Origin of the sequence: Bradyrhizobium sp. ERR14, from assembly GCF_014198235.1 — a bacterium.
Classification (GTDB): domain Bacteria; phylum Pseudomonadota; class Alphaproteobacteria; order Rhizobiales; family Xanthobacteraceae; genus Bradyrhizobium.
In genome coordinates this window covers 23,214-49,166 of the sequence record NZ_JACIHD010000008.1, presented here as the reverse complement: position 1 = coordinate 49,166, position 25,953 = coordinate 23,214, and the positions used below count along the sequence as shown (strand labels likewise).

Genomic DNA, 25,953 nt, shown 5'->3' with positions numbered 1-25,953 from the left:
CGCGCTTAGGCGCTCGCGCCCTTGGCCGCAACCAGTTCGTCGATGCGGGCGCACAGATTCTTCAGCACGAAATACTGCTCGGTGGTCGCCTTGCCGTCGTTGACCTCCTGGGTCCACTTTTCCAGCGGGAGCTTGATGCCGAACTGCTTGTCGATCGCAAACGCGATATCGAGGAAATCGAGGCTGTCGATGCCGAGATCGTCAATGGCATGACTATCCGGCGTGATCGTGTCGCGCGGGATGTCGCAGGTTTCAGCGATGATCGTGGCGACCTGATCGAATGTGGAAGACATCACTAAGCCTTTGATATATTGCGGATATTTGTCAGATTATCCAGAGTGGCACGGTGGGTGGGCATCGCGCCCCTGATGACGCCCTCAAACCCCCCTCTGGCCGGGTCGAAAGCCCGTATATCGGAGCGCCGCCCTGAGTTCAATGGAGCCGGGCAGGCGGCGAGAGAGGGCTGGGGATGCCCCGCTGGAGTCCCTTGCCCGCCGGGGCGGGGCGAGGCGGGCCTAGATATGTGGCGTCGTGATCTTGACGCAGTCGCGACGGCCCATCAGCACGCAATCCTGGGTCCGGCGCAGGTCGGCGATGCTGACCGCGAGCCAAATTCCGATTGCGGTCAGCGCGATGGTAAAGGCCAGCGCCGCGATGTTGGCGAGCATGCGATGCCGGAAATCGTCCGGCTCGGCGCGGGGCTTCTCGTAGCGCGACAGGTCGAGTGGTTCGGGGGCGACTCGCAACGGCTGCACGGTGCCGCTACCGCGGTGGACCGTCGGGGAAGGCGAGGTGCGCGGCCTGAACTGGAGCACCCGGTGCTCGTCGTCAGAGCTTATGGGCCGCTGGGTAGTCATGGGGCGGGGATCACTCCGAAGCAGCGATTTTAGATAGCACACGGGATGAACGTGTTGCAGAAAATCTTCGCAATGCCCGCGTGCATTTGTGCGCTCGCACTATTTGTGCATGGACGGTGGGAAGCGACCGCGGAACCGGCCGTCGTGTCGGCGGCAGGGATGCAAGGGTTGCGTTGCAACAACGGAGGTAGCAAGGGCCAAGGACTTCACGCCTTCGTTCCCCTCTACATCGGCTTGTGATCTCCGCGTCCTTCCGAACACGTTTTGCCGCCGCAAGGCCCATGTCATAGTCGGGGAACCTGATCCGTCAGTTGCATCCATGCGAGGGGCCTTCGACCATGACCACGACCAACGCGCGTGAGCCGAGAGTGCACCCGGTCCCGATCCTGTCGCTCCGGCCGACGCAGATGACGGTCGGCATGCGCGAGGTCAAGGAGAAGCGCAAGCGCTGGCGCGAGCATGACAAGAAGAAGCAGGCCGATCTTCTCGGCAAGCACATGATCCCCGTCGTCTACGGCCCCGACGCGCGGTACTATGTGATCGACCATCATCATCTCGGCCGCGCACTGCACGACGAAGGCGTCAAGGAGGTGCTGGTCACCATCGTAGGCGACCTCCGCATGGTCGAGCGCGAGGCTTTCTGGGGCGTGATGGACAACAAGCGTTGGGTCTATCCTTACGACGCCAAGGGCGAACGGCGACAGTTCCGCGACCTGCCGAAATCGGTTGCCGATCTCAAGGACGATCCGTTCCGCAGCCTTGCCGGCGAATTGCGCCGCTTGGGTGGCTTCGCCAAGGACACTACGCCGTTCTCCGAATTCCTCTGGGCTGATTTCCTGCGCCGAAAAGTCTCGCGCAAGGCGGTGGAGGCTGATTACGACAAGGCGATCGAGAAGGCGATGTCGGCGGCCAAGAGCAAGGATGCGATCTATCTGCCCGGCTGGTGCGGTCCGGAGGACGATGATTAGGGCAGCGGGAATTGCGTGCTGTGATGCCTCAGCAGGGCGTTTTCATCTTCACGATGATGGCGGCAATCGCGCCGCTCATTGCCCTTCTCCGTCGGGATGGGCGGGCGCTGGGCTGGAGCTTGCTGGCCGTCGTTCTGGTGTGCTGGCTGGCCAGCTATCCATACTTGGTGCCAGTTGCGATCCTGCTCATCATTGCGTCGTTTGGATTGGCGTGCGGCGGATTGAGCTTGCGCCTGCCGGCCGTCTCAGCGGAGACGTCTCTCTGGATACGGACCATAGCGCTCTATTCGCTGTTCTTCGCCATCACCGGATATGCGCTGAATCTATTCCTCAGCTACAACTGGGCGCCTCCAAGAATCCTGGCGGAGCCGCTTGCCTCGCCTCTGAATGACCGTGATGGTCCAATGACGGCGACCCTGAATGCGCAGTTCCCGGAAGGGACCGACGAGGCAGTGTTGAGAGCATCCTTGCTGAAAGATGGTTTTTCGGACGTCGCGCAGCCGCGCCCGTTGTGCAGGTTGCCGGAGATACGGCCGGGATCGATGCGCCGCTACGGATCATGCCCTGCGGGTTCACGGGAGATGACTTACGAGTACCGCGGGCCGGTCAATTTCGTCTGCGGATCTACGCACGTCTCGGTGAAATGGTCGGCCAATCCAGATGGAAAGATCGTGGGGCTCCAGGCGACCGGATATACCCCGTGCCTCTGAACGGAATAGGCGCCTGCGCTCCCGTCAGTCGCGCTGGAAGATCCTGGCGCCGGGATAGGCGCGGCGGGCGTAAGTGACCACCAGCGCGCGGTCCTGGGTGTCCAGGAAGGGCGTTCGGATCTGGTACGACCCGACGATGAGGTGCCACAGGCCATTGAGCTTCTGGATCACGATATTCATTTGAATAGTCCTTGATGACTCCCATTCCAGCGAATGCTGCTGGTCGCCGCAGTGCTTAGGATCGTGTCCGCGGATGTAGAATTCCCAACACGGCCGCGCTCCTCTGCAAAATACGTCGACCATTGTTAGTTGGTTACGGAATGCCTCCAGATAAGCCGGATCCCATCACAGGCGCTTGAGTGAAATCAATTTCCGCGTCCATGAAACCGTCCTGAAACAGAGCCGTCCCATCTGTATGGGGTAGTCGAGCTCACACAGGAGGCGAACATGCGCCGTCTGGTTTTCGTAATTGCTTTGCTCGCGGTCGCTTCGGTAGGCATTTCGGCATCGTTTGCCGCAGTTCATCACGCGAAGTCGTTGACGTTCGCGGAGCGCTTTGCTCCGGCGCTCGAGTTGATGGCGAAGCGTTAGCGGCTGATCACTTCGACGCGGACATCAGGTCGCACCCGTCGACCGGCCGGGTGCGGCGATGGCCGAGTGAGGTTTGACCTGCCGCAAATCTGCGTCGCTCCGACCGGCTAAAGTCTGCCTGCATGGTTGCAGAAGCAGCGTTGTGCCCCGACGTCGCGGGCCCGGGCTCCAAGTCATGCAAGACTGGAGGCACGGCCGTGAGCATCATCTTTCGCATCGTCTTTATCGTCGCCGGCGCGGTCACCGCGCTGTTCGTCGCGCGAGATGCCCTGAACTTCACCATCATCCAGACCTTCGTCGCCGTCCTGCTGGTGACAGCCGTCGTGGGGGCTGGAAGTCTCTGGAGCATGCGGCGGAAGACGTGAGCAAGACAGAAAGCGGCGGTTCGCCCGGGCTCAGCGAAAGCGAAGCCGGGCTGCGGCTGCAGCAGGAAGGTTACAACGAACTGCCTCGGCCCGAACGGCGCACGCCGCTGCGCATCGTGCTCGAGGTGCTGCGCGAGCCGATGCTCGCCCTCCTTATGTGCGGCGGGCTGGTCTATCTGCTGCTCGGCGACCTCCGCGAGGCGCTGCTTCTGCTGGCATTCGGCGCCATCTCCGTCGTGATCACAATCGTGCAGGAAACCCGCACCGAGCGCGTGCTGGAGGCGTTGCGAGAGTTGACCAGTCCGCGAGCGCTCGTGGTCAGGGACGGGGAGCGCCGGCGCATCGCCGGCCGGGACGTCGTCCGCGGCGATCTCCTCGTCCTGGCCGAGGGCGATCGGATTCCGGCGGATGCGGTGCTCGTCAGCGCGCGTGATCTGGCGGTCGATGAGTCCCTGCTGACCGGAGAATCGTTCCCGGTTCGCAAGCAGGCCCTCAAGACGCCGGTCGCCAAAGCTTCCTTGACTGAAAAGGCCGGCTTGGCTGAGCATCGCCCGGGCGGCGATGACCTGCCTTTCGTGTATTCGGGCTCGCTGGTCGTGCGAGGCGAGGGCCTCGCCGAGGTCAAGGCCACCGGCCCTCGCAGCGAGATCGGGAAGATCGGACTGTCGCTGCATGGCCTGCAGCCGGAGCCGCCGCGGCTGCAGCAGCAGACCGCACGGCTCGTCCGGCTTTGCTTTCTCGGCGGCGCGATGATCAGCCTGGCGGCCGTCCTGCTTTACGGAACGCTGCGCGGGGATTGGCTGCAGGCGATGCTCGGAGGCATCGCGATCGGCATGTCCATGCTGCCTGAGGAGTTCGCCGTCGTCCTCACGGTGTTCATGGCCATGGGCGCCTGGCGGATCTCGAAGGCGCGGGTGCTGACGCGGCGCGCGGCCGCGATCGAGGTGCTCGGCTCCGCTACAGTGCTGTGCACCGACAAGACCGGCACGCTGACGCAGAACCGGATGTCGGTTGCGGAGCTGAGGCTACGCGGCGGGACAAGCGTGCGCCTCGTGTCTTCGCGACCGGCGTCCGTCGGAGCGGAGTTTTTCGAGCTGGCGCGTTGCAGTGCTCTGGCGAGCTCGCCCCAACCATTCGATCCAATGGAGAAGGCCCTGCACGCGTTCGCGCAGGCGAGCCTGCCGGAGGGTGATGAATTCCCGGGTGCTCGAACCTTGATCCGCACCTACGGCCTGCGTCCCGAGCTGCTGGCGATGACCCAGGTTTGGCAATCGTCCCAGGGATTGTTCGCCTCGGCCAAAGGTGCTCCCGAAGCGATTGCGCGCCTCTGTAAATTGGACGGTGCGGACCAGGACGCGCTGCGGGATGCGGTCGCGGCGATGGCGAAGGACGGTCTTCGCGTGCTCGGCGTGGCCGCAGCGACCTGCGAGGCTGAGATCCTGCCGAGCTCGCAGGAAGGTTTTTCGTTTCGCTTCCTCGGTCTGGTCGGGTTGGCCGATCCGCTTCGTCCGCACGTCCCCGAGGCGGTGGCCGAATGTCGTTCGGCCGGCATCCGCGTCGTCATGATTACGGGCGACTATCCGGCGACCGCCATGGCGATCGCCGGGCAGGCCGGGCTCGACGTCAATGAGGTCACGACCGGCGAGCAGATCAGGCTCGCGGACGAGAACGGGCTGGAGGCCCTCGTCAGGAACGTGAACGTGTTCGCGCGGGTCCTGCCGGAGCAGAAGCTGCGGATCGTTCAGGCGATGAAGCGCAACGGCGAGATCGTCGCGATGACCGGCGACGGCGTCAACGACGCGCCGTCCCTGAAGGCGGCCCATATCGGGATCGCGATGGGCGGCCGCGGCACCGATGTCGCCCGCGAGGCATCCTCGATCGTCCTGCTCGACGACGATTTCGGCTCCATCGTCGCATCGATCCGGCTGGGGCGCCGGATCTACGACAATCTCCGCAAGGCGATGGCCTTCATTTTCGCCGTCCACGTTCCGATCGCGGGGCTCGCCCTGCTTCCGCTGGTTTTCGGGCTGCCTCTGATTCTCGGACCCGTTCACATTGCGTTTCTGGAGCTGATCATCGATCCGGTCTGCTCGCTCGTGTTCGAAGCCGAGCGGGAGGAGCGCGATGTCATGACGCGCCCGCCACGGCGTGCCGATGCGGAATTGTTCTCGTGGGCTTTGGTCGGCTGGAGCATCCTTCAAGGCTTCATGGCATTTGCCTTGATCGCCATGATCTTCGTCGTTGCGCTTCGTACCGGTATTCCACCCGACGAGGCGCGCACGCTGGCTTTCATCGCGCTGGTCGTCTGCATCGTCGCGCTGGTGCTGGTCAACCGGTCCTTCAGCGCGTCGTTCTTGTCAGCCTTCTTCCGTCCGAACCCGGCTTTGCTCTGGATATTCCTGTCGATCGCGCTCGTTCTCGCCGCGGCCCTGTTCTGGCCGCCTGCGTCCAGTCTGTTTCGTTTCGGCCCTCTGCACCTGGACGATCTGATGGTCACGCTCGGCGCGGGATTGCTGGTGCTCACGGTGCTCGAACTGCTGAAACCCATATGGGCACGACGCTTGCGATTCTAGATCGTGACGCGGCAGGTCGATCGCTCATCGCGGCGCGCGGCGGAATTCGTTCAGCGTCGGGAATTCGTGCAGCCAACGGAAGACGCCTGCGAGATGCTGACGTCGTTTCATTAGAACAGGTCTAGTCTACATAGATTCTACGACGTGAATGTCCGAAAGACTTTGATTGTGCGTTCGGAGTCTTTGCATGCTCGTCCCCGTAAATTCGGGGACTGGGAATGCTGGAATTTGTGTTTCACGCACGCGCAACGAAGCGCGGATGCGTGTCGACGTTGTGCGGTCTTCTCGTGCTTCCTCCGGCCATCGCCTTTGGCGGCAACGCGCAAGCCCAGGGCGTGAGTGGAGCATCGGATCTTCCGCCCGTCGTGGTCGAGCAAGGCCGCGCGAACAAGCGTCAGGTCACGACATCGCGCAGCTCGCGATCTGCGAGTGTCCGACGTGCGCGATCACACGTGGCAGGACAGGCTGCCGAGGCCGCTTCTCAGCCGGCCTCCGCTGCGGTGGAACGCGGTACGGATCCGGTGAAGGGGTTTGTGTCCGTCGTCAGTTCGGCCGCGATGAAGTCCGACACACCTATTCTTGAGACACCTCAATCCGTTTCGGTGGTCAGCCGCGATCAGCTCGATGCGCGCTCGGCCACGACGCTTGTCGAAGGATTGCAGTATGTCGCAGGTCTCGCCATCCAGCCGGGCGGCAAAGACCCGCGCTTCGACAACGTCTTCATCCGCGGCTTCGACAACAATGGCTACGGTGCCTATCGCGACGGGCTTCGTGAGGTCGGCGATCCCAACTTCTTGTCGCTGTTCCGCAACGAGCCCTACGGCTTCGAACGCATCGACGTCATCAAGGGACCGAGCTCGGTCATGTATGGGCAGGGCGCGCCAGGCGGCCTCGTTGACGTCATCAGCAAGCGGCCGCCCGAACGGGCCTTCGGCGAGATCGTCGGCCAGTTCGGCAATTACGACCGCTTCCAGGGCGCTTTCGATTTCGGCGGTCCCGCGACCAAGGACGGTACGCTGCTCTATCGGCTGACCGGCGTGTTCAGGGATTCCGATGCGCAGATCGCGAACTTCTCGAATTTCGTGAAGGACAACCGGACCTATATCGCTCCGGCCGTGACCTGGAAGCCGACCAACGATACGACGCTGACCATTCTCGCCGACTACACGCACGATGTGACTGGAAATGCCTTTCCGCTGTCGATGGTCCATGTGACGGGCGGGAAGGTCACCGGCATCACGGCGTTGCCGGTGTTTCTCGGCGACCCCAGCTACAACAAATTCGACCAGGAGCAGGAGCGCGTCGGCTACCAGCTCGAGCACCGCTTCAGCAACAACCTGATCTTCGAATCCAAGGCTCGTTATGGTCACACCGAGCTCGACTATCGGTATCTGACGTTCATCGGAACTCCGCTCGATACGACCGCGGTTTTTCCGCGACGCTCGATGCGTATCCAGGAGCAGATCGACACACTGTCGACCGACAACCACCTGATCAGCAAGTTCAGCACCGGGCCGCTCCAACATACGGTGGTCTCCGGCGTCGACTATCTGACGTTCAACATGACGGACCGGACCTATTTCGGAGCTGCACCGCCGCTGAGCAAGATCAATCCCGTCTATGACCAGGCCATTGCGGTTCCGACTGCGCTCACTGCCCCCTCAGCGAACCAGACGATCGACCAAGTCGGCGTCTATGCGCAGGACCAGATGAAGATCCAGAACTGGATCTTCACGTTGGGCGGACGTTACGACGCCTCGGAACAGAATACCTACGCCTTGGCGACCAACAAGACCACCGACACCAAGGACACGGCCTTCACCAAGCGAGGAGCCGTCTCCTACGTGTTCGATTCCGGAGTGGCGCCTTACTACAGCTATTCGGAATCGTTTCTGCCGACGCCGGGCACGGACTTTGCGGGCAGCCCGTTCAAGCCGACGAGGGCGCAGCAGCATGAGGTCGGCGTCAAGTACCAACCGTCGCGGACCTTGTTGATGACGGTGGCGCTGTATGACTTGACGCGGCAAAACTCGCTCACGAGCGATCCATCGCATCTCGGCTTCTCGGTCCAGCTCGGCGACGTGAATTCGCGCGGCTTCGAGTTCGAGACGCTGGCGCAGATCATGCCCGGGCTGAACCTGGTGGCGACCTACACCAACCAGGATGTGAAGGTGACGCAAAGCACTGGCACCGACCTCGGCAAGGTGCCGACGCTGGTCGCCCGCCAGATGGCGTCGGCCTATCTCGACTACACTGTCCAGGGCGGCACATGGGACGGCTGGGGTCTTGGCGGCGGCGTCCGCTACAACGGGCCGACCTTCGCCGATATCACCAACACCATCGTCAACGAGGGCTACGTCGTGTTCGATGCCGGCCTGCATTATCGCCAGCCGAAGGGCGTCAACATGGCGCTCAACGTGAAGAACATCGCCGATCGCGTCACGCTTGCCTGCACGGCGAACGGCGGCTGCCAGTACACCAGCCCGCGCACCATCACAGGCACCGTCAGCTATCGCTGGTAGAGATCATGGTTCAGGCACGCACGATCCGGCTATGGTCGCGCATTCACACCTGGACGTCGCTGGTGTGCATGCTGTTCCTGCTGATGCTGTGCATGACCGGGCTTCCGCTGGTCTTCCACGACGAGATCGACGATCTGCTCGAGGATGAGATCGCGGCGCCCGCCATGCCGGAGGGAACGCCGCGTCTCTCGCTCGACCGGATGATCGCTGCGGTTCAAGCGCGCTTTCCGGGGCACTACGTCCTGCTTCTCAATCTCAAGCAGACGGAGCCGCTGGTGACGGTTGCGGTGTCTCCGACCGCTGTCCCGGCGCCGGGTAACTTCCATCGTCTAACGTTCGATGCGCGGACGGCCGAAATGCTCGGGGAGGAGGCTCCACATCAGAGCGTCATGGATTTCGTGTTGCGGATTCACAAGGACATGTTTGCAGGCCTGCCCGGCGAATTGTTTCTGGGCACGATGGGTCTTGTGTTCGCCGCGTCGATCATGTCCGGTGTGGTCGTCTATTGGCCGTTCATGCGGCGGCTCGATTTCGGCACGATCCGCCGGCGATCGTCTCCGCGCGCCAAATGGCTCGATACCCATAATCTCTTCGGCATCGTCACCGTGACCTGGGCGATGGTTGTGGGTCTCACCGGCATGATCAACACACTGGCGACGCCGCTGTTCGACCTGTGGCGCGCGCAGTTGATCCCGGTCTTGCTGGCGCCTCATCTCGGCAAGCCCGTGGCTCCGATCCCGTCGGTTCACACTGCCGTCGAGCTCGTCCGCGCAAGATTTCCGGATCGTCTGGTCACCTCGGTGACGATGCCGACATCGGCACGCTTCGGCAGCCCGCAGCATCTGGTCGTCTGGACCAAGGGCGCGACGCCCTTCACGGCGCGCATGCTCCAGCCGATGCTCGTCGACGCCAATGACGGCAAGACCATCGTGGCCCCCGAGGTGCCCTGGTATCTGAAGACGCTTCAGGTCTCCCGGCCGTTGCATTTCGGCGACTATGGTGGGCTTCCGCTGAAGATCATCTGGGCGCTGCTGGACATCATCACGATCATCATTCTCGTCAGCGGGATCTATCTCTGGGCGGCGCGGCGAAAGTCACCGGCCCGCCGCAAGCCGCTCGACGCGGGCCGCACCGCGGCAGTCGGCACATAGCCCATGGTCACTCCCGTCTCGAACCAGCCTCGGGTTCACAGAAGCGTGTGGGACGTCTTCCGCTGGCCTCTCCTCGTCGGCATCGTCTGCGGCGCAGGGCTCGGCCTTGCGCTGGTCGGAGACGATGTCTGGGACGCGCTTTCGTGGCTGGCGTTGTCGCTGCCGGTCGTTCTGGCGATTGTCTGCTGGCGCCGCGCAGGTGAGCCGCGCTGAGAATTATGGACGGCGATCGGCCTCTGACGGATGGCGCGCTTCGATATCGTGGCCGATGTCATGTCTCTCATCCTTGCCGCCAAGCATCCGATGCAGCCAGCGTTCGACGCGGCGGCCGATCGTGAGCAGCACGAAAGTGAACGCCAATGCGACCATGACGATCTTCCATTGCCCGGCGCCGCACGCAATGCCGAGACAGGCGGCGAGGAAGGTGCAGGCCGCGCTGGTCAGGCCGCGCACGCGAAAACGGTCGCTCTCGTGGACGATGACGCCGGCTCCGAGGAAGCCGATGCCGGTCAGGATGCCCTGGATCACACGGCTCGTCGCATCGGTGATCTTGCCGGGCTCGGCGAACTGGACCGCGAGCAGCACGACGGCCGCGGTGGAGAGCCCGACGATGCCGAGCGTCTTCAGCCCGATCGGCTTGCCGTGCAGGTCGCGGTTCAGGCCGATCGCGCTACCGGCGAGCGTCGCGGTGCCGAGGCGCAGCAGGATTTCGGGCCAGTCCATTTCGGTCATCTAGTCACTTCTTCGGCACGCGTCCCATGCGTTCGAGCGAGGGTTCGTCATGTGTAGAACGTCGGCTTCGTACCGGCAAAACATAGTCGATGCGGGCGAGAGGCTCCAGAGGAGTCGTTACGTCTCGTGCCCCGGACGCAGCGCGGCGCTCCCGGCGATGCGAAGCATCGTCCGTTGCAGTGCGCTGCTGAGCCGGGGCCCAGAATGTCGGAGAGGAGGGTGTGCGCGGCGTGGGTCCCGGCTCTGCGCAGCAGCGTTTCACGCTGCAGCGCGTCCGGGACACGCGAGTCCTTACCGCAGCGGCTTCTTCAGCAGCGAGAAGCGGTCCGGATCGAGCCCCATCGAGGGCTGCAGCATCGGGGCCTCGACATTGGAGAGCGTCTTGGCGGGCGGAGCCGAGAACACAGGGTCATTCGGCACGTCGCGCTGCGAGGTGGCGCCGCGCCAGCGTTCGAGCACGGCGCTGACGAAATGCATGTCGTGGCCGGAGGTGACCGAAGGCACGCTGCTGATGGTAGCCTCGCCGCGCGGCAATTGGTGCGGTGGCACCTCCTTGAAGCGCAACCGGGTCGGTAGTGCGACGCCTTCGCCGAAGGCCAGCACTTCACGCGTGCCGAGCGAGGGCACGAAGGAGAGCAGGTTCGCGGCGGCGTCCGACACAGCGGCGCGCAGCAGCGCCTGGTCGCGCTCGTTGGCAAGACGCATCGTGAACAGCGTATTGCACTGGGAGATGATGGTGGCGTCGAGCTCGGCCGGCCGCTGGGTGATAAGGCCGAGATAGACGCCGTATTTGCGGCCTTCCTTGGCGATACGCGACACCGCCTTGCGGGTCGGGCCGAAGCCGATATTGCGGTCGGCGGAGGCGTAGCGATGCGCTTCCTCGCAGACGAACAGCAGGGGCGAGACGCCGTCGCTCCACAGGCCGAAATCGAAGGCCATGCGGCACAGCACCGAGACGACGGAATCGATCACCTCGGCGGGGAAGCCGGCGAGCTGCATCACCGTCATCGGCTTGCCGTTCGCCGGCAGGCGGAACAGATGGCTGATGACCTCGGCCATGGTGTCGCCGCCGACATTGGCGTTGTCGAACATGAAGGCGTAGCGGGGGTCGTTGCGCACCGCTTCGATGCGCGAGATCAGCTTGTGATAGATGATGCGCGAGGAGCGGTTCTCGAGCTTGCCCATGCGCTCGTCGATCAGCGACATCAGGTCGACCAGGCGGTACGGCACAGGGGTGTCGACGGTGTAGCCGATCTGCTTGGGATCGATGCGCTTGAGGCCGATGCGGTCGGCGTTCTGATATTGGGTGTAGACGCCCTTGGCGAGCGGGATCACCTCGGCCAGGATGTCGAGCTCCTCCGGCACGCCGGCGCGGCCGCCGAACAGCACGTCGACGATTTCCTCAAAATTGAACAGCCAGAACGGCAGCTTCAGGTTTCGAGGGTTGAGCACCAGCGCGCGGTCGCCGAAGCAGCGGCCATATTCATTGTGCACGTCGAGCAGGAAGATGCGCAGGTTCGGGCGCGCCTTCAGGATCTCGTTGAGCAGGAGCGACACGCCGGTGGATTTGCCGACGCCGGTCGATCCCAGCACTGCAAAATGCTTGGACAGCATCTCCTCGACATCGACATAGGCGACGACCGAGCGATCCTGCTGGAGGAATCCGACATTGATCTGGTCCGAGCCGGTCGGCGCGTAGATCGTGCGCAGCTCCTGGCTGGTAATCAGATCGACGGAATCGCCGATGGTCGGATAGTTGGTGACGCCGCGCTGGAATTTCGGCTTGTCGCTGGCGTTGAGGATCTCGCCGAGCAGGTCGACCGAGGCAACCGCGATATAACTGTCGCTGCTCGACAGGTTCTCGCAGGACACCTCGGTGATCATCGCAACGATGACCGAGCTGGCGCTGCGAATACTGACGAAGCGGCCGACAGTCGCCCGAACTTCCGAGATCGGCATCTGGCTTTCTGCCAGCAGCCCGACCCGGGCCAGCGATCCGCGAACCGAAATCACGCGTCCAAAGGATGTCACGATGAATGAACCTGGCGAGAGCGAGGGATTTGCCCGGACTATGCGCGGCCGTGGCTGCACAAACGGTTAAGCGCCAGGCGCGGGCACTTCGTTAAATCCACGACAATTCGGCCGGGAGGTTTGTTCCGATTGCATACTTACTGGCGGAAACGGCGGGAAATTGGCCCGATTTCAGGCCGTTGGGAGCCCAAAGACAATTAAGGAACATTTTACCATCCGGCCAGTCAGTCCATCGTTCGGGGAACGTCTTCCTTCGATCCAGGGGTGTTTGATTTGTTGACGGGACCTAATCATTTGTACATTAGTACAAATAGCTGGGGGCCTCGTGACCACCTTGGAGGCGTGAGCGGTTTGCAGCTTGCGTCCGATGACGCGATCCGGTCGGCGGATCGCCAGCTGTGCCCCGGAGGAAAGCATGCAACCCGAATCGATCCTCGATCTCGCTCATCTCGGCCATATGGAGCTGCTGACGCCCAAGCCCGATGAGAGCCTGAAATTCTTCGTCGACGTCATGGGCATGACTGTCAGCGGCCAGAAGGGTGAGTCGGTCTACTTGCGCGGCTGGGACGATTACGAACGCTATTCGCTCAAGCTGACGGCATCGAAGACGTCGGGCATGGAACACATGGCACTGCGCGCGCGCAGCCAACAGGCGCTGGAGCGCCGCGTCGCCGCGCTCAAGGGTTCCGGTTTCGACATCGGCTGGATCGACGGCGACATGGGGCAGGGGCCGACCTTCCGCTGCCGCGATCCTGATGGTCACATCGTCGAGCTCTATTACGAGACCGAATGGTATCAGGCGCCGCCCGAGCTGATGCCCGCACTGAAGAACCAGGCGCAGCGCTTTCCCGCGCGCGGCGTCAATGTCCGCCGGCTCGATCATCTCAACTGCCTCGCCGTCGACATCAAGGCCAACCGCGAGTTCTTCGAGAATTACCTCGGCTGCCGCCTCACCGAGCAGATCGTGCTCAATGACGGCCGTGAAGCTGCGATGTGGCTGACGATGTCGAACAAGAGCTACGACTTCGCCTATTCGCTCGACCATTCAGGCGTGCCGGGCCGCTTCCACCACGTCACCTACGCGCTCGACAGCCGCGAGGAGATTCTGCGTGCTGCCGACATCTTCCTGGAGAACGGCATCCACATCGAGACCGGCCCGCACAAGCACGCGATCCAGCAGACCTTCTTCCTCTACGTCTACGAGCCCGGCGGCAACCGCGTCGAAGTCGCCAATGCCGGCGCACGCCTGATCCTCGCGCCGGACTGGAAGCCGATCGTGTGGACCGAGGAGGAGCGCAAGAAGGGCCAGGCGTGGGGGCTGAAGACGATCGAGTCCTTCCACACCCACGGCACGCCGCCGGTGGAGGCGAAGAAGCACGGTTAGTGGATTGAATTGCGCACCCGCGCGATCGTCTCGCGGACGCCTGACCATGCCGGCTTGCCCGGCGCGAATTGCTGGCGCAGGAAGTTGACGAGCTCCTCCACCTGTGCGTCGCTCATGCTGTTCCGGAACGCCGGCATGTAGCCGAGGTCGCTCGACACGGGCTCGGCGATGCCGTGGAGGATCACCTGCACGAGATTGTCCGATGTGGCGCTGTGCAGATTGCTGTTGAGCGCGAGCGAGGGCCGGCTGCCGAACAACGGCAGGCCGCCGACCTCGTGGCAGACGGCGCAGGCTCCCTGATAGAGCCGCGCGCCGGTGGACGAGGCGACGGTGACTTGGGTCGCGCTTTCAAGCCTCGCCGCGCGAGCGAGCGCATCGCCGGCTGCGTCGTTGAACGAATTGAGATAGACCGCCATCGCGCGGATGTCCTGGTCGGGCAGGGCCTTGAGATCCCTGACAACAGGTGCCATCGGGCCGGCGGCGACGCCGTGATAGCGTGAATGGCCGGTGCGCAAATAGGCGAACAGCTCATCCTCGCTCCATGGGATCGGCGCATGCGACAGCGAGGTCAGCGGCGGCGCCTCCCAGCCCTCCGCAAAGCCACCGGCGAGATAGGCATTGCGCTGCTCGGCGCCGAGCGCATTGCGCGGCGAGTGGCAGCCGCTGCAATGGCCGAGGCCCTCGACAAGATAGGCGCCGCGATTCCAGGCCTCGGACTTGGTGGGGTCGGGCTTGAATTCCTTTGCCTGGTGGAAGAGCGCATTCCAACCCGCGAGCAGCGGGCGCAGGTTGAACGGGAAGGCGAGCGTGTTCGCCGGCGCCGTCGCGCGCACTGCAGGCTGCGCCATCAGATAGGCATAGAGCGCCTGAAGGTCGGCTTCGCTTGTCTTGGAGAAGTGTGTGTAGGGAAATGCGGGATAGAGCTGCCGCCCGTCGCGATGCAAGCCGTCGCGCATTGCGCGCTCGAAGGCGGGATAGGACCATGCGCCGATGCCGGTCTCGACATCGGGCGTGATGTTGGTTGAATAGATCGTGCCGAATGGCGTCTCCAATGCGCGGCCGCCGGCATTGAGTACGCCGCCGATATTGGTGTGGCACTCCGCGCAATTGCCGAGCGCAGCAAGCTGCTCTCCCCGTGCGATCGTCGCGGCGGAATAGACCGATGCGTCGGGCCGCGCGATTGGCGCAATCGCGCGCCCCGGCAGAAGCGCCGCGCCGATGCCGATCGCGGCGGTGCAGACGGCAGCAATCGCAGCCAAGATGCCGGCGCGTTTGGCGAACGGATTCTCCCAGATGCGCGACGGCGGCGGCGCGGCGGGCGCGGGCAGGGCCTGCGGCACGGGCGAAGTTTCACCGTGCAATCCCCGCAGGATGCGTTCGGGCGTAAAGGGCGGCTCGCGAAAGCGCACGCCAGTGGCATCGAAGATCGCGTTCGCTATCGCTGCCGCGCTCGGGACCGAGGCGGATTCGCCGACGCCGAGCGGCGGCTGGTCCTGACGCGGCAGCATCAGCACGTCGATCTTGGGTACGTCGGGGAACGGGATGATCGGATAGGCGCCCCATTCCCGTGCCGCGACCGCGCCGCGCTCGAACGAGACTTCTTCCATCAGCGCGCGGCTGGTGGACTGGATGACGTTGCCGTGGATCTGGTGGCGGACGCCGTCCGGATTGATCATCAAGCCGGAATCCTGTCCCGCAACCACGCGCGTCACGCTGACATCGCCGGTCGATTTGTTCACTGCGACGTCGGCGATCCACGCCGACCACGCCGCGCCGTAGCCGGGAAACTTGCTGTGGACGTAGAGCGCATAGGCAAAGCCGCGGCCGTGCACGATCTCGCCGTCCTTCTCTTCGCGCACCGGTCGCGGCGCCCAGCCCGCGCGTTCGGCCACGGCATTGACGAGATCGACGGCGCGCTGGTCCTTGAGGTAGCGCAGGCGGTATTCGATCGGATCGACGCCGGCCTCGGCTGCGGCTTCGTCGATGTAGGATTCGTGGGCAAACGTGTTCGGCAGCGCCGAGACGCCGCGGAACCAGGATGCGCGCACGATCGGCGGCATGTCATGGGCGACGACGCGCATGTGGTCATAATCGTAGGGCGGGATCGCCGTGCGGTCGCCCATCTGCAGCACGGCAGGCTCGGATGGAATGCGACCGGTGAGCAGCAGCGCCAGCGTCGGCGCAGCGTTCGAGGGATAACGCGTGGCGAGATCATACGCTGCGATACCGCCGTTCGCATCCAGGCCGCCATTGACGTCGATGAGCTGCGCGGTGCCCTTGGGCTCCCAGGCGTGCTCCTGCTCGCGTGTCAGCTGCACGCGGACGGGCCGGCCGACGGCGCGCGACAGCAGTAGTGCATCCGCGGTGACATCGTCAGCGCAATTGCGCCCGTAGCAGCCGGCGGCTTCCAGCCGGATCACCTCGACCTCGCTCTCGGGACGCTCGACCAACAATGCGAGGTCGCTGCGCAGCACGTGCGGATTTTGCGTGCCGGACCAGACCCGGATGTTGCCGTCCTGGAAGTCGGCAACCGCACAGGACGGGCCGATCGAGGCGTGCATCTGATACGGCCACACGTAAGTGCGCTGCATCGGCTTGGCCGCGCCTGATATCGCCGCATCGACGTCGCCCTTGTCGATCAGCGTGCGCGGTGTCGATGGATTGGCGCGCAGCGCGGTCTCGACGTCGGCGAGATCGGTGAGGGTAGGCGTCGGCTTCCAGCTCACCTTGAGCTGCTCCGCCGCGCGGATCGCATTTTCCTCACGTTCGGCGACGATTCCGACGAAGTCGCCGATGCGCACCACAGCCACGAGGCCAGGAATGTCGCGTACTGACGCTTCATCGACCGCGATCAGGCTGGTGCCGACGAACGGCCCGGCATCGACACCGGCATAGGGCGGTCGCACCACGCGGCCGTGCAGCATGCCGGGGACGCGGATATCGTGCACGAAGGTCAATTCGCCCGTGGCCTTGGCGGGCAGGTCGACGCGCGGCGTCGACTGACCGACGATGGCATAATCGCCAACCGCTTTGACGGTGACGTCGTCGGCCAACTCCAGGCGGATCGTCTCGTCGCCGATCAATTCGCCGTAGCTGACGCTGCGGTTGTCATGTCCGCGCACCAGGCCATCCTCGATTCTGAGGCCCGCCGCCGGCAGCTCCAGCCGCTCGGCCGCGCGCGCGATCAGGAAGTGACGGGCTTGCGCCGCGGCCTTGCGTAGGGGAACAGCCGTGATCTGGATGGTCTCGCTTGCGATCGTCGCGCCCTGGTTCGGCACCACCGCAGTGTCGCCGAGCACCACGACGACGCGCGCAAAGGACACTTCCAGCTCTTCGGCGACGATCTGGCCGAGCGCGGTGCGGATGCCGGTGCCGAGATCGACATGGCCGTTATACGCGCTGACCGATCCATCCGCGGTGATGCGGATGAAAGACTCGGACGTGAGTTCATCCACGGTGCGGACGACGACGAGCGAACCGGATTGGCGCTCAGCTCCATCAGGGGCAGGGGAGGCCATCAATCAACGGCCTCGGTGAGCTGGCCTGAAGCGCGCATCACGGCACGCAGGATTTCGACATGCGTGCCGCAGCGGCAGAGATTGTAGCGCAGCGCCGCCAGCGCTTCCTGCTCGGTCGGCCGCGGGTTGATCGCGAGCAGCGCCTTGGTGGTCATGATCATGCCGTTGAGGCAATAGCCGCATTGCGCGGCCTGCTCGTCGATGAAGGCCTGCTGCACGAGGTCAGGCTTGTCGCGCGTGCCAGCCCTTCGAGCGTCACGATGTCGCGGCCGGCGCAGCCACCGACGGGAATCACGCAGGAGCGGGCCGCCGTCCCGTCGATCAGGACAGTGCAGGTGCCGCATTCGCCGAGGCCGCATCCATATTTCGGGCCGTTGAGCGCGAGATCGTTGCGCAGCACGTAGAGCAGCGGCGTCTCCGGCGCTGCAGCGACCTCGTGGATCCCCCCGTTCACGGTGAGGCGGATCGGTGTCTGCGTCATCCTCGTTTCCAAGCGCTCGGCCAAAGTCATGGCGAAAATCTACGTCGCGACGATACCGTTTGTACACAAACGTGCAAGCCATGCATGCCGCACTGCAGCGCGACTGCCTTCTTTGTGGACAGAGCGGATAGGCAAATGAGGTTTTATGCAGCAGCCGCATCTTTTGCGCTGCACCGCCGCTTGACAGCCATCCGGGGCGCGCGCACCATCGTTCGTATACGAATGATAACCGCGGTCTCGCTGGCTCTGACATGGTGATGGAAACGACGAGCGCTGCTATCGACAAGATCCGCTGCGATGCTTGTCCGGTGATGTGCTACATCAAGCCGGGCGCGGCGGGCGCCTGCGATCGCTACGCCAACCACGACGGCAAGCTCGTCCGCGTCGATCCGCATGTGATCCTGGAGCGCACGGTCTCGCATGGCGGCAAGCTGGTCCCGTTCAGCCGCACCGAAGACTGGGACGGCAAGATCGTCCACGAACCTTCGACCTTTGTGACTGCGATCGGTGCGGGCACGACCTACCCCGATTACAAGCCGGCGCCGTTCATCGTCTCCGCGGAGGTCGACGGCGTCGACATGGTGACTGTCGTCACCGAGGGCATCTTCTCCTATTGCGGCATCAAGGTGAAGATCGACACCGACCGCTATCTGGGGCCGGAGACCGCGACCGTGCGCGCGCAGGGCGAGGCGGTCGGCCATGTCACCACGAGCGAATACGGCTCGCAGATGCTGTCGCTGGGCGGCGTGCATCATCTCACCGGCGGCTCCAAGAAGGAGGGCCGCGTCACCTGCGACACGTTGATGGATCTCGCCAATTGCAAGGCGGTCGAGCTGACCATCGACGGCGGCGCGAGCGTCGTCGTCCAGGCCGGCCAACCGCCGATCGTCAACGGCATGAAAGAAGAGCGCATGCGCGTCGGCTGCGGCTCGGCGACGATCGGCATGTTCGCCAAGCAATGGCACGGCAAGGTCGACGAAGTCGTCGTGGTCGACGACCACATCACCGGCGTGCTCTCGGAGCATCAGGCCGGCAAGCTGCTCGACATCGCCGACACCGGCATCAAGATGAAGGGCCGCCGCTCGACGCCCGGCCGCTATTTCCAGGTCGCAGATCCCGGCACGGGGTGGGGTGGCACCAACATCTCCGATCCGCTCGCCATCCTCGGGCCGTTCGATGCCAAGGAGGCAAAACCGGGTCTCTCGATGCTGATGGTCTCCACGACCGGCGAGCATTCGTCTTACTACGTGCTTGACGAGGCCCTGAAGCCGGTCGAGACCGAGATGCCGGATGATCTGAAATTCTCGGTCGAGCGCATCCAGGAGAATTGCGAGCCGGCGCTGTGCACGGTGCTGTTCATGGCCGGTGCCGGCGGCTCGCTGCGTGCCGGTGTCACCGACAATCCGGTGCGGCTGACGCGCTCGGTGAAGGACGCGCTGACGCGCGTCACCAGCGGCGGTGCACCGGTCTATGTCTGGCCGGGGGGCGGCATCACCTACATGGTCGACGTGACGCAGATGCCGGCGGGCGCGTTCGGCTACGTGCCGACGCCGGCGCTGGTTGCGCCGATCGAGTTCACGATGAAGCTGTCCGACTATGCCGCGCTCGGCGGGCACATGGATTACGTGAAGCCGCTCTCCGAGGTCCAGAACGGCGACGATGTCCGCCAGCTGCCCTGGCAGAACCCGATCCCGGGGCCTCGGGCATGACGCGGCTCCCGCAAATTGCATTGCTGTCTGATGGCCGGCGGCTGCATTTGCAGGATGGACCGATTGATCTGGTCGTTGAGGCGAGGGGGCGCACGGACGATGTGCGTGCAGCCTATGAGGCGGCTGTGGGCCGCTTCACCGGACTGCTCGACGAGCTCTGCGCCGAATTGCCGGAGCTGCGCACGGCCGCCGGGAATCGGACTTCGCTGAAGGGCGTGGTGGCCCGCCGGATGCATGCCGCTGTCGCACCCTATGCCTCCGATTGCTTCATCACGCCGATGGCGGCTGTTGCCGGTAGCGTGGCGGAGGAGATCCTGGGCGCCATGCTGGGCGCTGCGACGCTGGATCAGGCCTATGTCAACAATGGCGGCGATATCGCGCTTCATCTCGGCAAGGGCGAGCATTTTTCGGTCGGCCTGATGGACCGGCCCGATCGCGCCGGCGTGATGCGGACGATGAGGGTTGACGCGGATGACCCCGTGCGGGGTATCGCGACAAGCGGCCGGCACGGCCGCAGCTTTTCGCTCGGCATTGCCGATGCCGTGACGGTGCTGGCGGCAACGGCGTCGCAGGCCGATGCGGCTGCCACGATCATCGGCAACGCTGTCGATCTGCCCGGGCATCCCTCCATTATCCGGACGCCTGCAAGCGAGCTGCAGCCCGACAGCGATCTCGGCGAGCGTCTCGTGACGCGCGACGTCGGCGCGTTGTCGCAGGACGAGATCGCCGTCGCGCTCGAATCTGGCGCGGAATGTGCACGCCAATTGTTCGATCGCGGATTGATCGAGGGTGCCGTGGTGCGGCTTTGTGGTGATATGCTTGTCATCGAACCTAAGGATATAGAAGAGCAACGAACGCGCCCGCTTGTGCTGGAGAACGCGGTCTGTGCCTGAACGGGGAAGCGAAACATGAGCGCGATCATCCGCAAGATCGTCACCGTCGTCGAAGAGACGCAGATGGAGATGGGCCGCCAGGTCTCGCCGCCGACCCGGCGTGCCGCGGCGATCGCAGTCATCGAAAATCCCTTTGCCGGACAGTATGTCGAGGATCTCTCGCCGCTGATCGCAATCGGCGAGGAGCTGGGCGAGCTGTTGTCGAAGCGCGCCGTGGCGGCGCTCGGCATCGATGGTGCGAAGGCGCAAAGCTATGGCAAGGCCGCCGCCGTCGGCGAGAACGGTGAGCTGGAGCATGCCGCCGCGATCCTCCACCCCAAGTTGGGCGCGCCGGTGCGCAAGGTGCTGGGCAAGGGCGCGGCTCTGATCCCGTCGTCGAAGAAGCGCAGCGGGCCGGGTACGACGCTCGACATCCCGCTGGGGCACAAGGACGCAGCCTTCGTGCGCAGCCATTTCGACGGCATGGAAGTGCAGATCAACGACGCGCCGCGTGCCAACGAGATCATGGTCGCGGTCGCCGTCACCGACAGCGGCCGTCCGCTACCGCGCGTCGGCGGGCTCACGGTTGCGGAAGTGAAGGGCGAGGACGGTCTGAGATAGGGCTCGAAGCGGGAGGCGGGCACAGCCTCTCGGATGAGATCACGCAGAAGACGTAAAGTTCAAAACTGGAGGTTGGGATGCGAGCAAGAAATTACTTCGTCGGCGCGGCCTTCGCGCTTCTGGCGGGCGGCATGGCTCATTCGGCCCTGGCGCAGGACATCAAGATCGGCGAGATCAACAGCTATTCGCTGCTGCCGGCGTTCACCGAGCCCTACCGCAAGGGCTGGCAGCTCGCGGTCGAAGAGATCAACGCGGCCGGCGGCATCAATGGCAAGAAGCTCGTTGTGATCTCCAAGGACGACGGCGGCAAGCCGGCGGACGCGCAGACCGCGGCGAACGAGTTGGTGTCGAGCGAGGGTGTCGCGATGCTGACGGGTACGTTCCTGTCGAACATCGGCCTTGCCGTCAGTGACTTCGCCAACCAGAAGAAGGTGTTCTTCCTCGCGGCCGAGCCGCTGACGGATGCCGTGACCTGGTCCAAGGGCAACAAGTACACCTTCCGCCTGCGTCCCTCCAACTACATGCAGGCGGCGATGCTGGTGGAAGCAGCCGCAAAGCTGCCGGCCAAGCGCTGGGCGACGATCGCGCCAAACTATGAGTACGGCCAGTCCGCCGTTGCCGTGTTCAAGAAGCTGATGTCGGAGAAGCGCCCTGACATCCAGTGGGTCGACGAGCAGTGGCCGCCGCAGGGTAAGATCGACGCGGGCCCCGTGGTGCAGGCCGTTGCTGCCGCCAATCCCGAAGCGATCCTCAACGTCACCTTCGGCGCCGACCTCGTCAAGCTCGTGCGCGAAGGCAACACCCGCGGCCTGTTCAAGGGGCGCGAGGTCGTCTCCTTCCTGACCGGCGAGCCGGAGTATCTTGATCCGCTCAAGGATGAGACGCCCGAGGGCTGGATCGTCACCGGGTACCCCTGGTACTCGATCAAGACGCCCGAGCATGACGCGTTCCTGAAGGCGTACCAGGCCAAGTACAACGACTATCCGCGCCTCGGCTCGATCGTCGGCTACCAGACCATCAAGGCGGCCGCCGCGATCCTGGCGAAGGCGGGCTCGACCGATCCGGAGAAGCTGATCGCTGCCGCGGAGGGACTGTCGATGCCCTCGCCATTCGGCGAGATCACCTTCCGCAAGATCGACCATCAGTCGACGCTCGGTGCTTTCGTCGGCAAGACCGCGCTGAAGGACGGCAAGGGGGTGATGGTGGATTCGGCTTACAAGAAGGGCGCGGACTATCTGCCCAGCGATGCCGAAGTCGAGAAGCTGCGTCCGAAGGATTGATGTCTTCCTTCTCCCTCGCCCCGCTTGCGGGGAGAGGGTCGGAGTGAGGGGGAGCCTCCGCGAGCGAGGTGACAGCGAGCCCCTGCGGAGACTCCCCCTCACCCGAATTTGCGCATCGCGCAAATTCGACCTCTCCCCGCAAGCGGGGAGAGGTGAACCAAGACCCGCGTGCCGCGGCATGCAACACCAACCCGGACCGCCGATGGCCTTTTACGTCGTACAGTTTCTGACCGGTCTCGCCAGCGCGGCGTCGCTGTTCCTGGTGGCCTCGGGCCTGTCGATCATCTTCGGCGTGACGCGGATCGTGAATTTCGCGCATGGCGCCTTCTACATGATCGGCGCTTACATCGCCTTCACGCTCACCGAGCGCCTGTCGGGTGCCTTCGGCTTCTGGGGCAGTATCGTGCTCGCGGCGATTGCGGTGGCGCTGATCGGTGTCCTGGTCGAGATGGTGCTGCTCCGGCGCATCTACCATGCGCCTGAACTGTTCCAGCTGCTCGCAACCTTTGGCCTGACCTTGATGGTCGAGGATCTCGTGGTGCTGATCTGGGGGCCTGACGATCTCGTCGGCCGTCGTGCGCCCGGCTTCAAGGGGGCCATCGATTTCTTCGGCCAGAACATCCCAAGCTACGACCTGTTCCTGATAGTGCTCGGGCCCGTCGTGCTCGGCATCCTCTGGCTGCTGTTCCAGCGCACGCGCTGGGGCGTCCTGGTGCGCGCGGCGACGCAAGACCGCGACATGGTCGCAGCGCTCGGCGTCAATCAAAAATGGCTGTTCACGTCCGTGTTCGCGGTCGGCGTCTTCCTCGCCGCGCTGGGCGGCGCGCTTCAGATCCCGCGCGATGCCGTGCACCACGCGATGGATCTGCGCATCATCGTCGAAGTCTTCGTCGTGGTCGTGATCGGCGGCCTCGGCAGCATCGTCGGCGCGTTCGTCGCGGCGGTGCTGGTCTCCGAGCTCAACGCCTTCGGCATCCTGATCTTCCCCAAGATTTCCATCATCCTGGTCTTCCTGGTGATGGCGGTGGTGCTGATCGTGCGACCGTGGGGCCTATTCGGCAAACCGGAGGCGCCGGCACGCAAGACGCCGGGGCTCACCGTCAATCCGTGGCGGCCATTGACGTCGAACGAGCGGCTTGCGGCGCTTGCGGCGCTCGTGATCGCGGCGACGCTGCCGCTGTTCGCCGGCAATTATGCACTGACCGTCGGCTCGGAGATCGCGATCTTCGTCATCTTCGCCGTCTCCTTGCACTTCCTGATGTCGGTCGGCGGCCTCGCGTCTTTCGGCCATGCCGCTTATTTTGGCCTCGGCGCCTATGGCGTCGCTTTCCTCGCCAAGATGGCGGGGCTGCCGATGATCGTGTGCCTGCTGCTCGGGCCGTTGCTCGGCTGCACGGGCGCCGCCGTGTTCGGCTTCTTCGCCGTGCAGCTCTCCGGCGTCTACTTCGCCATGCTGACGCTCGCCTTCGCGCAGATCGTCTGGTCGATCGCGTTCCAATGGGTGAGCGTCACCGGCGGCGACAACGGCATCTTGGGCGTCTGGCCGGAAAAATGGGCGGCGAGCCCGTCGCACTTCTACTGGTTGGCGCTCGGCGTTGCTACGCTGGTGACCATCGCGCTGCGGGCGATGGTGTTCTCGCCATTCGGCTACGCGCTAAGGGCGACGCGCGACTCTTTGCTGCGCACCGAGGCGATCGGCATCAATGCCAAGCGCATCCAGTGGACGGCCTTCGTGATCGCAGGGACGACCGCCGGCATCGGCGGCGCGCTGTTTGCCTACCTCAAGGGCAGTGTCTTCCCAGACAATCTCGGCATTTCGCTCTCGGTCGATGCGCTGGTGATGGTGCTGCTCGGCGGTGTCGAGACGGTGTCCGGCGCGGTGATCGGCGCCATCGTCTACAAGGCCTTGAACATCTGGCTGGTCAGCCAGACCGATTTGTCGAAGCTCGTGCTCGGCGGCTTCATCATGTTGATCGTCGTCGTCTTCCCCAAGGGCATTGTGGGCATGCTGGAGATGCTGGCGCAGCGCCGCAGGAAGGCATCGCCGCCGGGGTCTCCCTTGCTTGCCAAGCCGATCGAGTCTGCCGAATGAGTGTTGCACCTCCACTTCTCGCCGTTGAAGGCTTGACCAAATCGTATGGCGGCATCCACGCCGTGCGCGGCGTGTCGTTCTCGCTGCGCGCCGGCGAGATTCTGGCGCTGATCGGGCCGAACGGCGCGGGAAAAAGCACCTGCTTCGACATGCTCAACGGCCAGAACAAGCCCGATACCGGCCATGTTCGCCTGCTCGGTGAAGAGATCACGGGCAGGAAGCCGCGGGAGGTCTGGCGGCTCGGCGTCGGGCGCACCTTCCAGATCACCGCAACCTTCGCCACCATGACCGTGCGCGAGAATGTGCAGGTCGCGCTGATCTCGCACGGGAAGCAGCTGTTCAATCTGTTCGGCTCGGCGCCGAAGTTCGACCGCGGCGAGGCCGGCCGTCTGCTCGAGCTGGTCGGCATGGGCGGCTATGCCGATCGGCCCTGCGGTGAGCTTGCCTATGGCGACCTCAAGCGGCTCGAGCTTGCGGTGGCGCTCGCCAACCAGCCCAAGCTGCTGTTGATGGACGAGCCGACCGCCGGCATGGCGCCACGCGAACGGGTCGACCTGATGCGGCTGACCGCGAGCATTGCGCGGGAGAAATCGATCGGCGTGCTCTTCACCGAGCACGACATGGACGTGGTGTTCGAGCACGCCGACCGCATCATCGTGTTGAATCGAGGGACGTTGATCGCCGAGGGCACGCCAGCCGAGGTGCGCGGCAATCCGCAGGTGCAGGCGGTCTATCTCGGCGAGGGCCTGGTTTACGATGCCCGCCATCGCGAGGGAGCATCAATATGAAGCTCACCGTCGAGGGCCTCAACAGCCATTATGGCCCGGCGCATATCCTGTTCGACATCGGCTTCGAGGTCGGCGAGGGCGAGGTGGTAGCGCTGCTCGGGCGCAACGGTGCCGGCAAGTCGACGACGTTCCGCTCGATCGTCGGCCTGGTCGCGCAACGAACCGGCCGCATCATGTTCGAGGGCAAGGACGTCTCGGCCAAGCCGACCCACGAGATCGTGCGCGAGGGGCTCGGCTATGTGCCGGAGGAGCGCCGGATATTCACCGACCTGACCGTCGAAGAAAATCTCGAAGTGGGCAAGCAGCCCAAGCGTCCGAACGCGCCGCATTGGACGCGCGAAAAGCTGTTCGCGCTGTTTCCAAATCTCGGCGAGATGAAGAACCGTCCCGGCGGCCGCATGAGCGGCGGCGAGCAGCAGATGCTGACGATTGCGCGCACGCTGATGGGCAATCCGTCGCTGGTGCTGCTGGACGAGCCCTCGGAGGGCCTGTCGCCGAAGATCGTGGAGCAGATGGTCGATGCCATCCTGACCATGAAGAAGGAGGGCGTCAGCATCGTCGTCTCCGAGCAGAATCTGCATTTCGCGCGGTTGATTTCCGATCGCGCCTACATCATCGAGCGCGGCCGCATCTGCTTCGGCGGCACCATGGCCGAGCTCGACGCGCGTCCGGATATCCGCGACGCGCATCTGTCGTTGTGAGAGGCGG

22 protein-coding genes and 1 pseudogene are annotated in these 25,953 nt (G+C 64.2%); 16 read left to right on the top strand and 7 right to left on the bottom strand.

Features of this window, described 5'->3' with window-relative positions:
* Positions 1-5 precede the first annotated feature (5 nt).
* The gene (locus tag GGD62_RS22590) at positions 6-293 is read right to left on the bottom strand and encodes an acyl carrier protein (protein ID WP_007592476.1); all 288 of its coding nucleotides are present in this window, start codon (positions 291-293) and stop codon (positions 6-8) included.
* Positions 294-515: 222 nt separating this feature from the next.
* Positions 516-857 (bottom strand): hypothetical protein, encoded by a 342-nt coding sequence (locus GGD62_RS22585; RefSeq protein WP_018320952.1) that lies wholly within the window; start codon positions 855-857, stop codon positions 516-518.
* 338 nt (positions 858-1,195) lie between these two features.
* Between GGD62_RS22585 and GGD62_RS22580 the strand changes: the two genes are divergently transcribed.
* Positions 1,196-1,825, top strand: a complete 630-nt coding sequence (locus tag GGD62_RS22580) for a ParB-like protein (RefSeq protein ID WP_183710303.1) — start codon at positions 1,196-1,198, stop codon at positions 1,823-1,825.
* 23 nt (positions 1,826-1,848) lie between these two features.
* The gene (locus GGD62_RS22575; RefSeq protein ID WP_018320955.1) at positions 1,849-2,535 is read left to right on the top strand and encodes a hypothetical protein; all 687 of its coding nucleotides are present in this window, start codon (positions 1,849-1,851) and stop codon (positions 2,533-2,535) included.
* A 24-nt stretch (positions 2,536-2,559) separates the two neighbouring features.
* Here the strand turns inward: GGD62_RS22575 and GGD62_RS22570 are convergent, their stop codons facing one another.
* A complete protein-coding gene (locus tag GGD62_RS22570; protein ID WP_177236918.1) occupies positions 2,560-2,715 on the bottom strand; it encodes a hypothetical protein in 156 nt (51 codons plus the stop codon).
* Positions 2,716-2,982: 267 nt separating this feature from the next.
* On the opposite strand from GGD62_RS22570, the gene GGD62_RS22565 reads away from it, so the two are divergent.
* The 6 genes from GGD62_RS22565 (at position 2,983) to GGD62_RS22540 (ending at position 9,950) form a co-directional block, all read left to right on the top strand.
* On the top strand, positions 2,983-3,126 hold the full coding sequence (locus GGD62_RS22565; RefSeq protein ID WP_179730950.1) for a hypothetical protein: 144 nt from the start codon (positions 2,983-2,985) through the stop codon (positions 3,124-3,126).
* A gap of 197 nt (positions 3,127-3,323) precedes the next feature.
* On the top strand, positions 3,324-3,491 hold the full coding sequence (locus GGD62_RS22560; protein WP_177236920.1) for a hypothetical protein: 168 nt from the start codon (positions 3,324-3,326) through the stop codon (positions 3,489-3,491).
* Positions 3,488-6,064 (top strand): HAD-IC family P-type ATPase, encoded by a 2,577-nt coding sequence (locus tag GGD62_RS22555; RefSeq protein ID WP_183710301.1) that lies wholly within the window; start codon positions 3,488-3,490, stop codon positions 6,062-6,064. Before GGD62_RS22560 ends, GGD62_RS22555 begins: the two co-directional genes overlap by 4 nt.
* 533 nt (positions 6,065-6,597) lie before the next feature.
* Positions 6,598-8,586 (top strand): TonB-dependent siderophore receptor, encoded by a 1,989-nt coding sequence (locus tag GGD62_RS22550; protein WP_312014276.1) that lies wholly within the window; start codon positions 6,598-6,600, stop codon positions 8,584-8,586.
* A gap of 5 nt (positions 8,587-8,591) precedes the next feature.
* Positions 8,592-9,737 (top strand): PepSY domain-containing protein, encoded by a 1,146-nt coding sequence (locus GGD62_RS22545; protein WP_183710299.1) that lies wholly within the window; start codon positions 8,592-8,594, stop codon positions 9,735-9,737.
* A 45-nt stretch (positions 9,738-9,782) separates the two neighbouring features.
* Complete coding sequence (locus GGD62_RS22540) at positions 9,783-9,950, top strand: hypothetical protein (protein WP_312014275.1); 168 nt, start codon at positions 9,783-9,785, stop codon at positions 9,948-9,950.
* A gap of 3 nt (positions 9,951-9,953) precedes the next feature.
* Here the strand turns inward: GGD62_RS22540 and GGD62_RS22535 are convergent, their stop codons facing one another.
* Together GGD62_RS22535 and GGD62_RS22530 are read right to left on the bottom strand one after the other, a co-directional pair.
* On the bottom strand, positions 9,954-10,469 hold the full coding sequence (locus tag GGD62_RS22535; protein ID WP_183235888.1) for an MgtC/SapB family protein: 516 nt from the start codon (positions 10,467-10,469) through the stop codon (positions 9,954-9,956).
* Between the two features lie 291 nt (positions 10,470-10,760).
* Positions 10,761-12,500, bottom strand: a complete 1,740-nt coding sequence (locus GGD62_RS22530; protein ID WP_026202466.1) for an ATP-binding protein — start codon at positions 12,498-12,500, stop codon at positions 10,761-10,763.
* 415 nt (positions 12,501-12,915) lie between these two features.
* On the opposite strand from GGD62_RS22530, the gene GGD62_RS22525 reads away from it, so the two are divergent.
* Positions 12,916-13,884: a catechol 2,3-dioxygenase gene (locus GGD62_RS22525; RefSeq protein WP_183710297.1), complete on the top strand. Its 969-nt coding sequence runs from the start codon at positions 12,916-12,918 to the stop codon at positions 13,882-13,884.
* Here GGD62_RS22525 and GGD62_RS22520 read toward each other — a convergent pair.
* Both GGD62_RS22520 and GGD62_RS22515 read right to left on the bottom strand, forming a co-directional pair.
* Positions 13,881-17,402 carry a molybdopterin cofactor-binding domain-containing protein gene (locus GGD62_RS22520; RefSeq protein ID WP_183710295.1) on the bottom strand — a complete coding sequence of 1,174 codons (3,522 nt, stop codon included), beginning with the start codon at positions 17,400-17,402 and terminating at the stop codon, positions 13,881-13,883. The genes GGD62_RS22525 and GGD62_RS22520 overlap by 4 nt on opposite strands.
* Positions 17,402-17,883 (bottom strand): annotated as a pseudogene (locus GGD62_RS22515) ((2Fe-2S)-binding protein). Before GGD62_RS22515 ends, GGD62_RS22520 begins: the two are co-directional and overlap by 1 nt.
* A 251-nt stretch (positions 17,884-18,134) precedes the next feature.
* Between GGD62_RS22515 and GGD62_RS22510 the strand changes: the two are divergent.
* The 7 genes from GGD62_RS22510 to GGD62_RS22480 all read left to right on the top strand — a co-directional run bounded on the left by GGD62_RS22510 (position 18,135) and on the right by GGD62_RS22480 (position 25,946).
* Positions 18,135-19,592: a hypothetical protein gene (locus tag GGD62_RS22510; RefSeq protein ID WP_018320968.1), complete on the top strand. Its 1,458-nt coding sequence runs from the start codon at positions 18,135-18,137 to the stop codon at positions 19,590-19,592.
* The gene (locus tag GGD62_RS22505; protein ID WP_183710293.1) at positions 19,589-20,485 is read left to right on the top strand and encodes a UPF0280 family protein; all 897 of its coding nucleotides are present in this window, start codon (positions 19,589-19,591) and stop codon (positions 20,483-20,485) included. Before GGD62_RS22510 ends, GGD62_RS22505 begins: the two co-directional genes overlap by 4 nt.
* A gap of 15 nt (positions 20,486-20,500) precedes the next feature.
* Positions 20,501-21,085, top strand: a complete 585-nt coding sequence (locus tag GGD62_RS22500) for an amino acid synthesis family protein (protein ID WP_179730938.1) — start codon at positions 20,501-20,503, stop codon at positions 21,083-21,085.
* A 77-nt stretch (positions 21,086-21,162) separates the two neighbouring features.
* Complete coding sequence (locus GGD62_RS22495) at positions 21,163-22,365, top strand: ABC transporter substrate-binding protein (RefSeq protein WP_018320971.1); 1,203 nt, start codon at positions 21,163-21,165, stop codon at positions 22,363-22,365.
* 202 nt (positions 22,366-22,567) lie between these two features.
* Complete coding sequence (locus GGD62_RS22490) at positions 22,568-24,457, top strand: ABC transporter permease (RefSeq protein ID WP_183710503.1); 1,890 nt, start codon at positions 22,568-22,570, stop codon at positions 24,455-24,457.
* Positions 24,454-25,245 (top strand): ABC transporter ATP-binding protein, encoded by a 792-nt coding sequence (locus GGD62_RS22485; RefSeq protein ID WP_183710291.1) that lies wholly within the window; start codon positions 24,454-24,456, stop codon positions 25,243-25,245. Before GGD62_RS22490 ends, GGD62_RS22485 begins: the two co-directional genes overlap by 4 nt.
* Positions 25,242-25,946, top strand: a complete 705-nt coding sequence (locus tag GGD62_RS22480; RefSeq protein ID WP_018320974.1) for an ABC transporter ATP-binding protein — start codon at positions 25,242-25,244, stop codon at positions 25,944-25,946. Before GGD62_RS22485 ends, GGD62_RS22480 begins: the two co-directional genes overlap by 4 nt.
* The last annotated feature ends 7 nt before the right edge of the window (positions 25,947-25,953 follow it).

What these genes read in the sequence shown, in the direction of transcription:
- GGD62_RS22590 (WP_007592476.1), bottom strand. Translation starts at nt 293, where the DNA reads ATGTCTTCCACATTCGATCAGGTCGCCACGATCATCGCTGAAACCTGC.
- GGD62_RS22585 (WP_018320952.1), bottom strand. Translation starts at nt 857, where the DNA reads ATGACTACCCAGCGGCCCATAAGCTCTGACGACGAGCACCGGGTGCTC.
- GGD62_RS22580 (WP_183710303.1), top strand. Translation starts at nt 1,196, where the DNA reads ATGACCACGACCAACGCGCGTGAGCCGAGAGTGCACCCGGTCCCGATC.
- GGD62_RS22575 (WP_018320955.1), top strand. Translation starts at nt 1,849, where the DNA reads ATGCCTCAGCAGGGCGTTTTCATCTTCACGATGATGGCGGCAATCGCG.
- GGD62_RS22570 (WP_177236918.1), bottom strand. Translation starts at nt 2,715, where the DNA reads ATGAATATCGTGATCCAGAAGCTCAATGGCCTGTGGCACCTCATCGTC.
- GGD62_RS22565 (WP_179730950.1), top strand. Translation starts at nt 2,983, where the DNA reads ATGCGCCGTCTGGTTTTCGTAATTGCTTTGCTCGCGGTCGCTTCGGTA.
- GGD62_RS22545 (WP_183710299.1), top strand. Translation starts at nt 8,592, where the DNA reads ATGGTTCAGGCACGCACGATCCGGCTATGGTCGCGCATTCACACCTGG.
- GGD62_RS22535 (WP_183235888.1), bottom strand. Translation starts at nt 10,469, where the DNA reads ATGACCGAAATGGACTGGCCCGAAATCCTGCTGCGCCTCGGCACCGCG.
- GGD62_RS22525 (WP_183710297.1), top strand. Translation starts at nt 12,916, where the DNA reads ATGCAACCCGAATCGATCCTCGATCTCGCTCATCTCGGCCATATGGAG.
- GGD62_RS22520 (WP_183710295.1), bottom strand. Translation starts at nt 17,402, where the DNA reads ATGGCCTCCCCTGCCCCTGATGGAGCTGAGCGCCAATCCGGTTCGCTC.
- GGD62_RS22510 (WP_018320968.1), top strand. Translation starts at nt 18,135, where the DNA reads ATGGTGATGGAAACGACGAGCGCTGCTATCGACAAGATCCGCTGCGAT.
- GGD62_RS22505 (WP_183710293.1), top strand. Translation starts at nt 19,589, where the DNA reads ATGACGCGGCTCCCGCAAATTGCATTGCTGTCTGATGGCCGGCGGCTG.
- GGD62_RS22500 (WP_179730938.1), top strand. Translation starts at nt 20,501, where the DNA reads ATGAGCGCGATCATCCGCAAGATCGTCACCGTCGTCGAAGAGACGCAG.
- GGD62_RS22495 (WP_018320971.1), top strand. Translation starts at nt 21,163, where the DNA reads ATGCGAGCAAGAAATTACTTCGTCGGCGCGGCCTTCGCGCTTCTGGCG.
- GGD62_RS22490 (WP_183710503.1), top strand. Translation starts at nt 22,568, where the DNA reads ATGGCCTTTTACGTCGTACAGTTTCTGACCGGTCTCGCCAGCGCGGCG.
- GGD62_RS22485 (WP_183710291.1), top strand. Translation starts at nt 24,454, where the DNA reads ATGAGTGTTGCACCTCCACTTCTCGCCGTTGAAGGCTTGACCAAATCG.
- GGD62_RS22480 (WP_018320974.1), top strand. Translation starts at nt 25,242, where the DNA reads ATGAAGCTCACCGTCGAGGGCCTCAACAGCCATTATGGCCCGGCGCAT.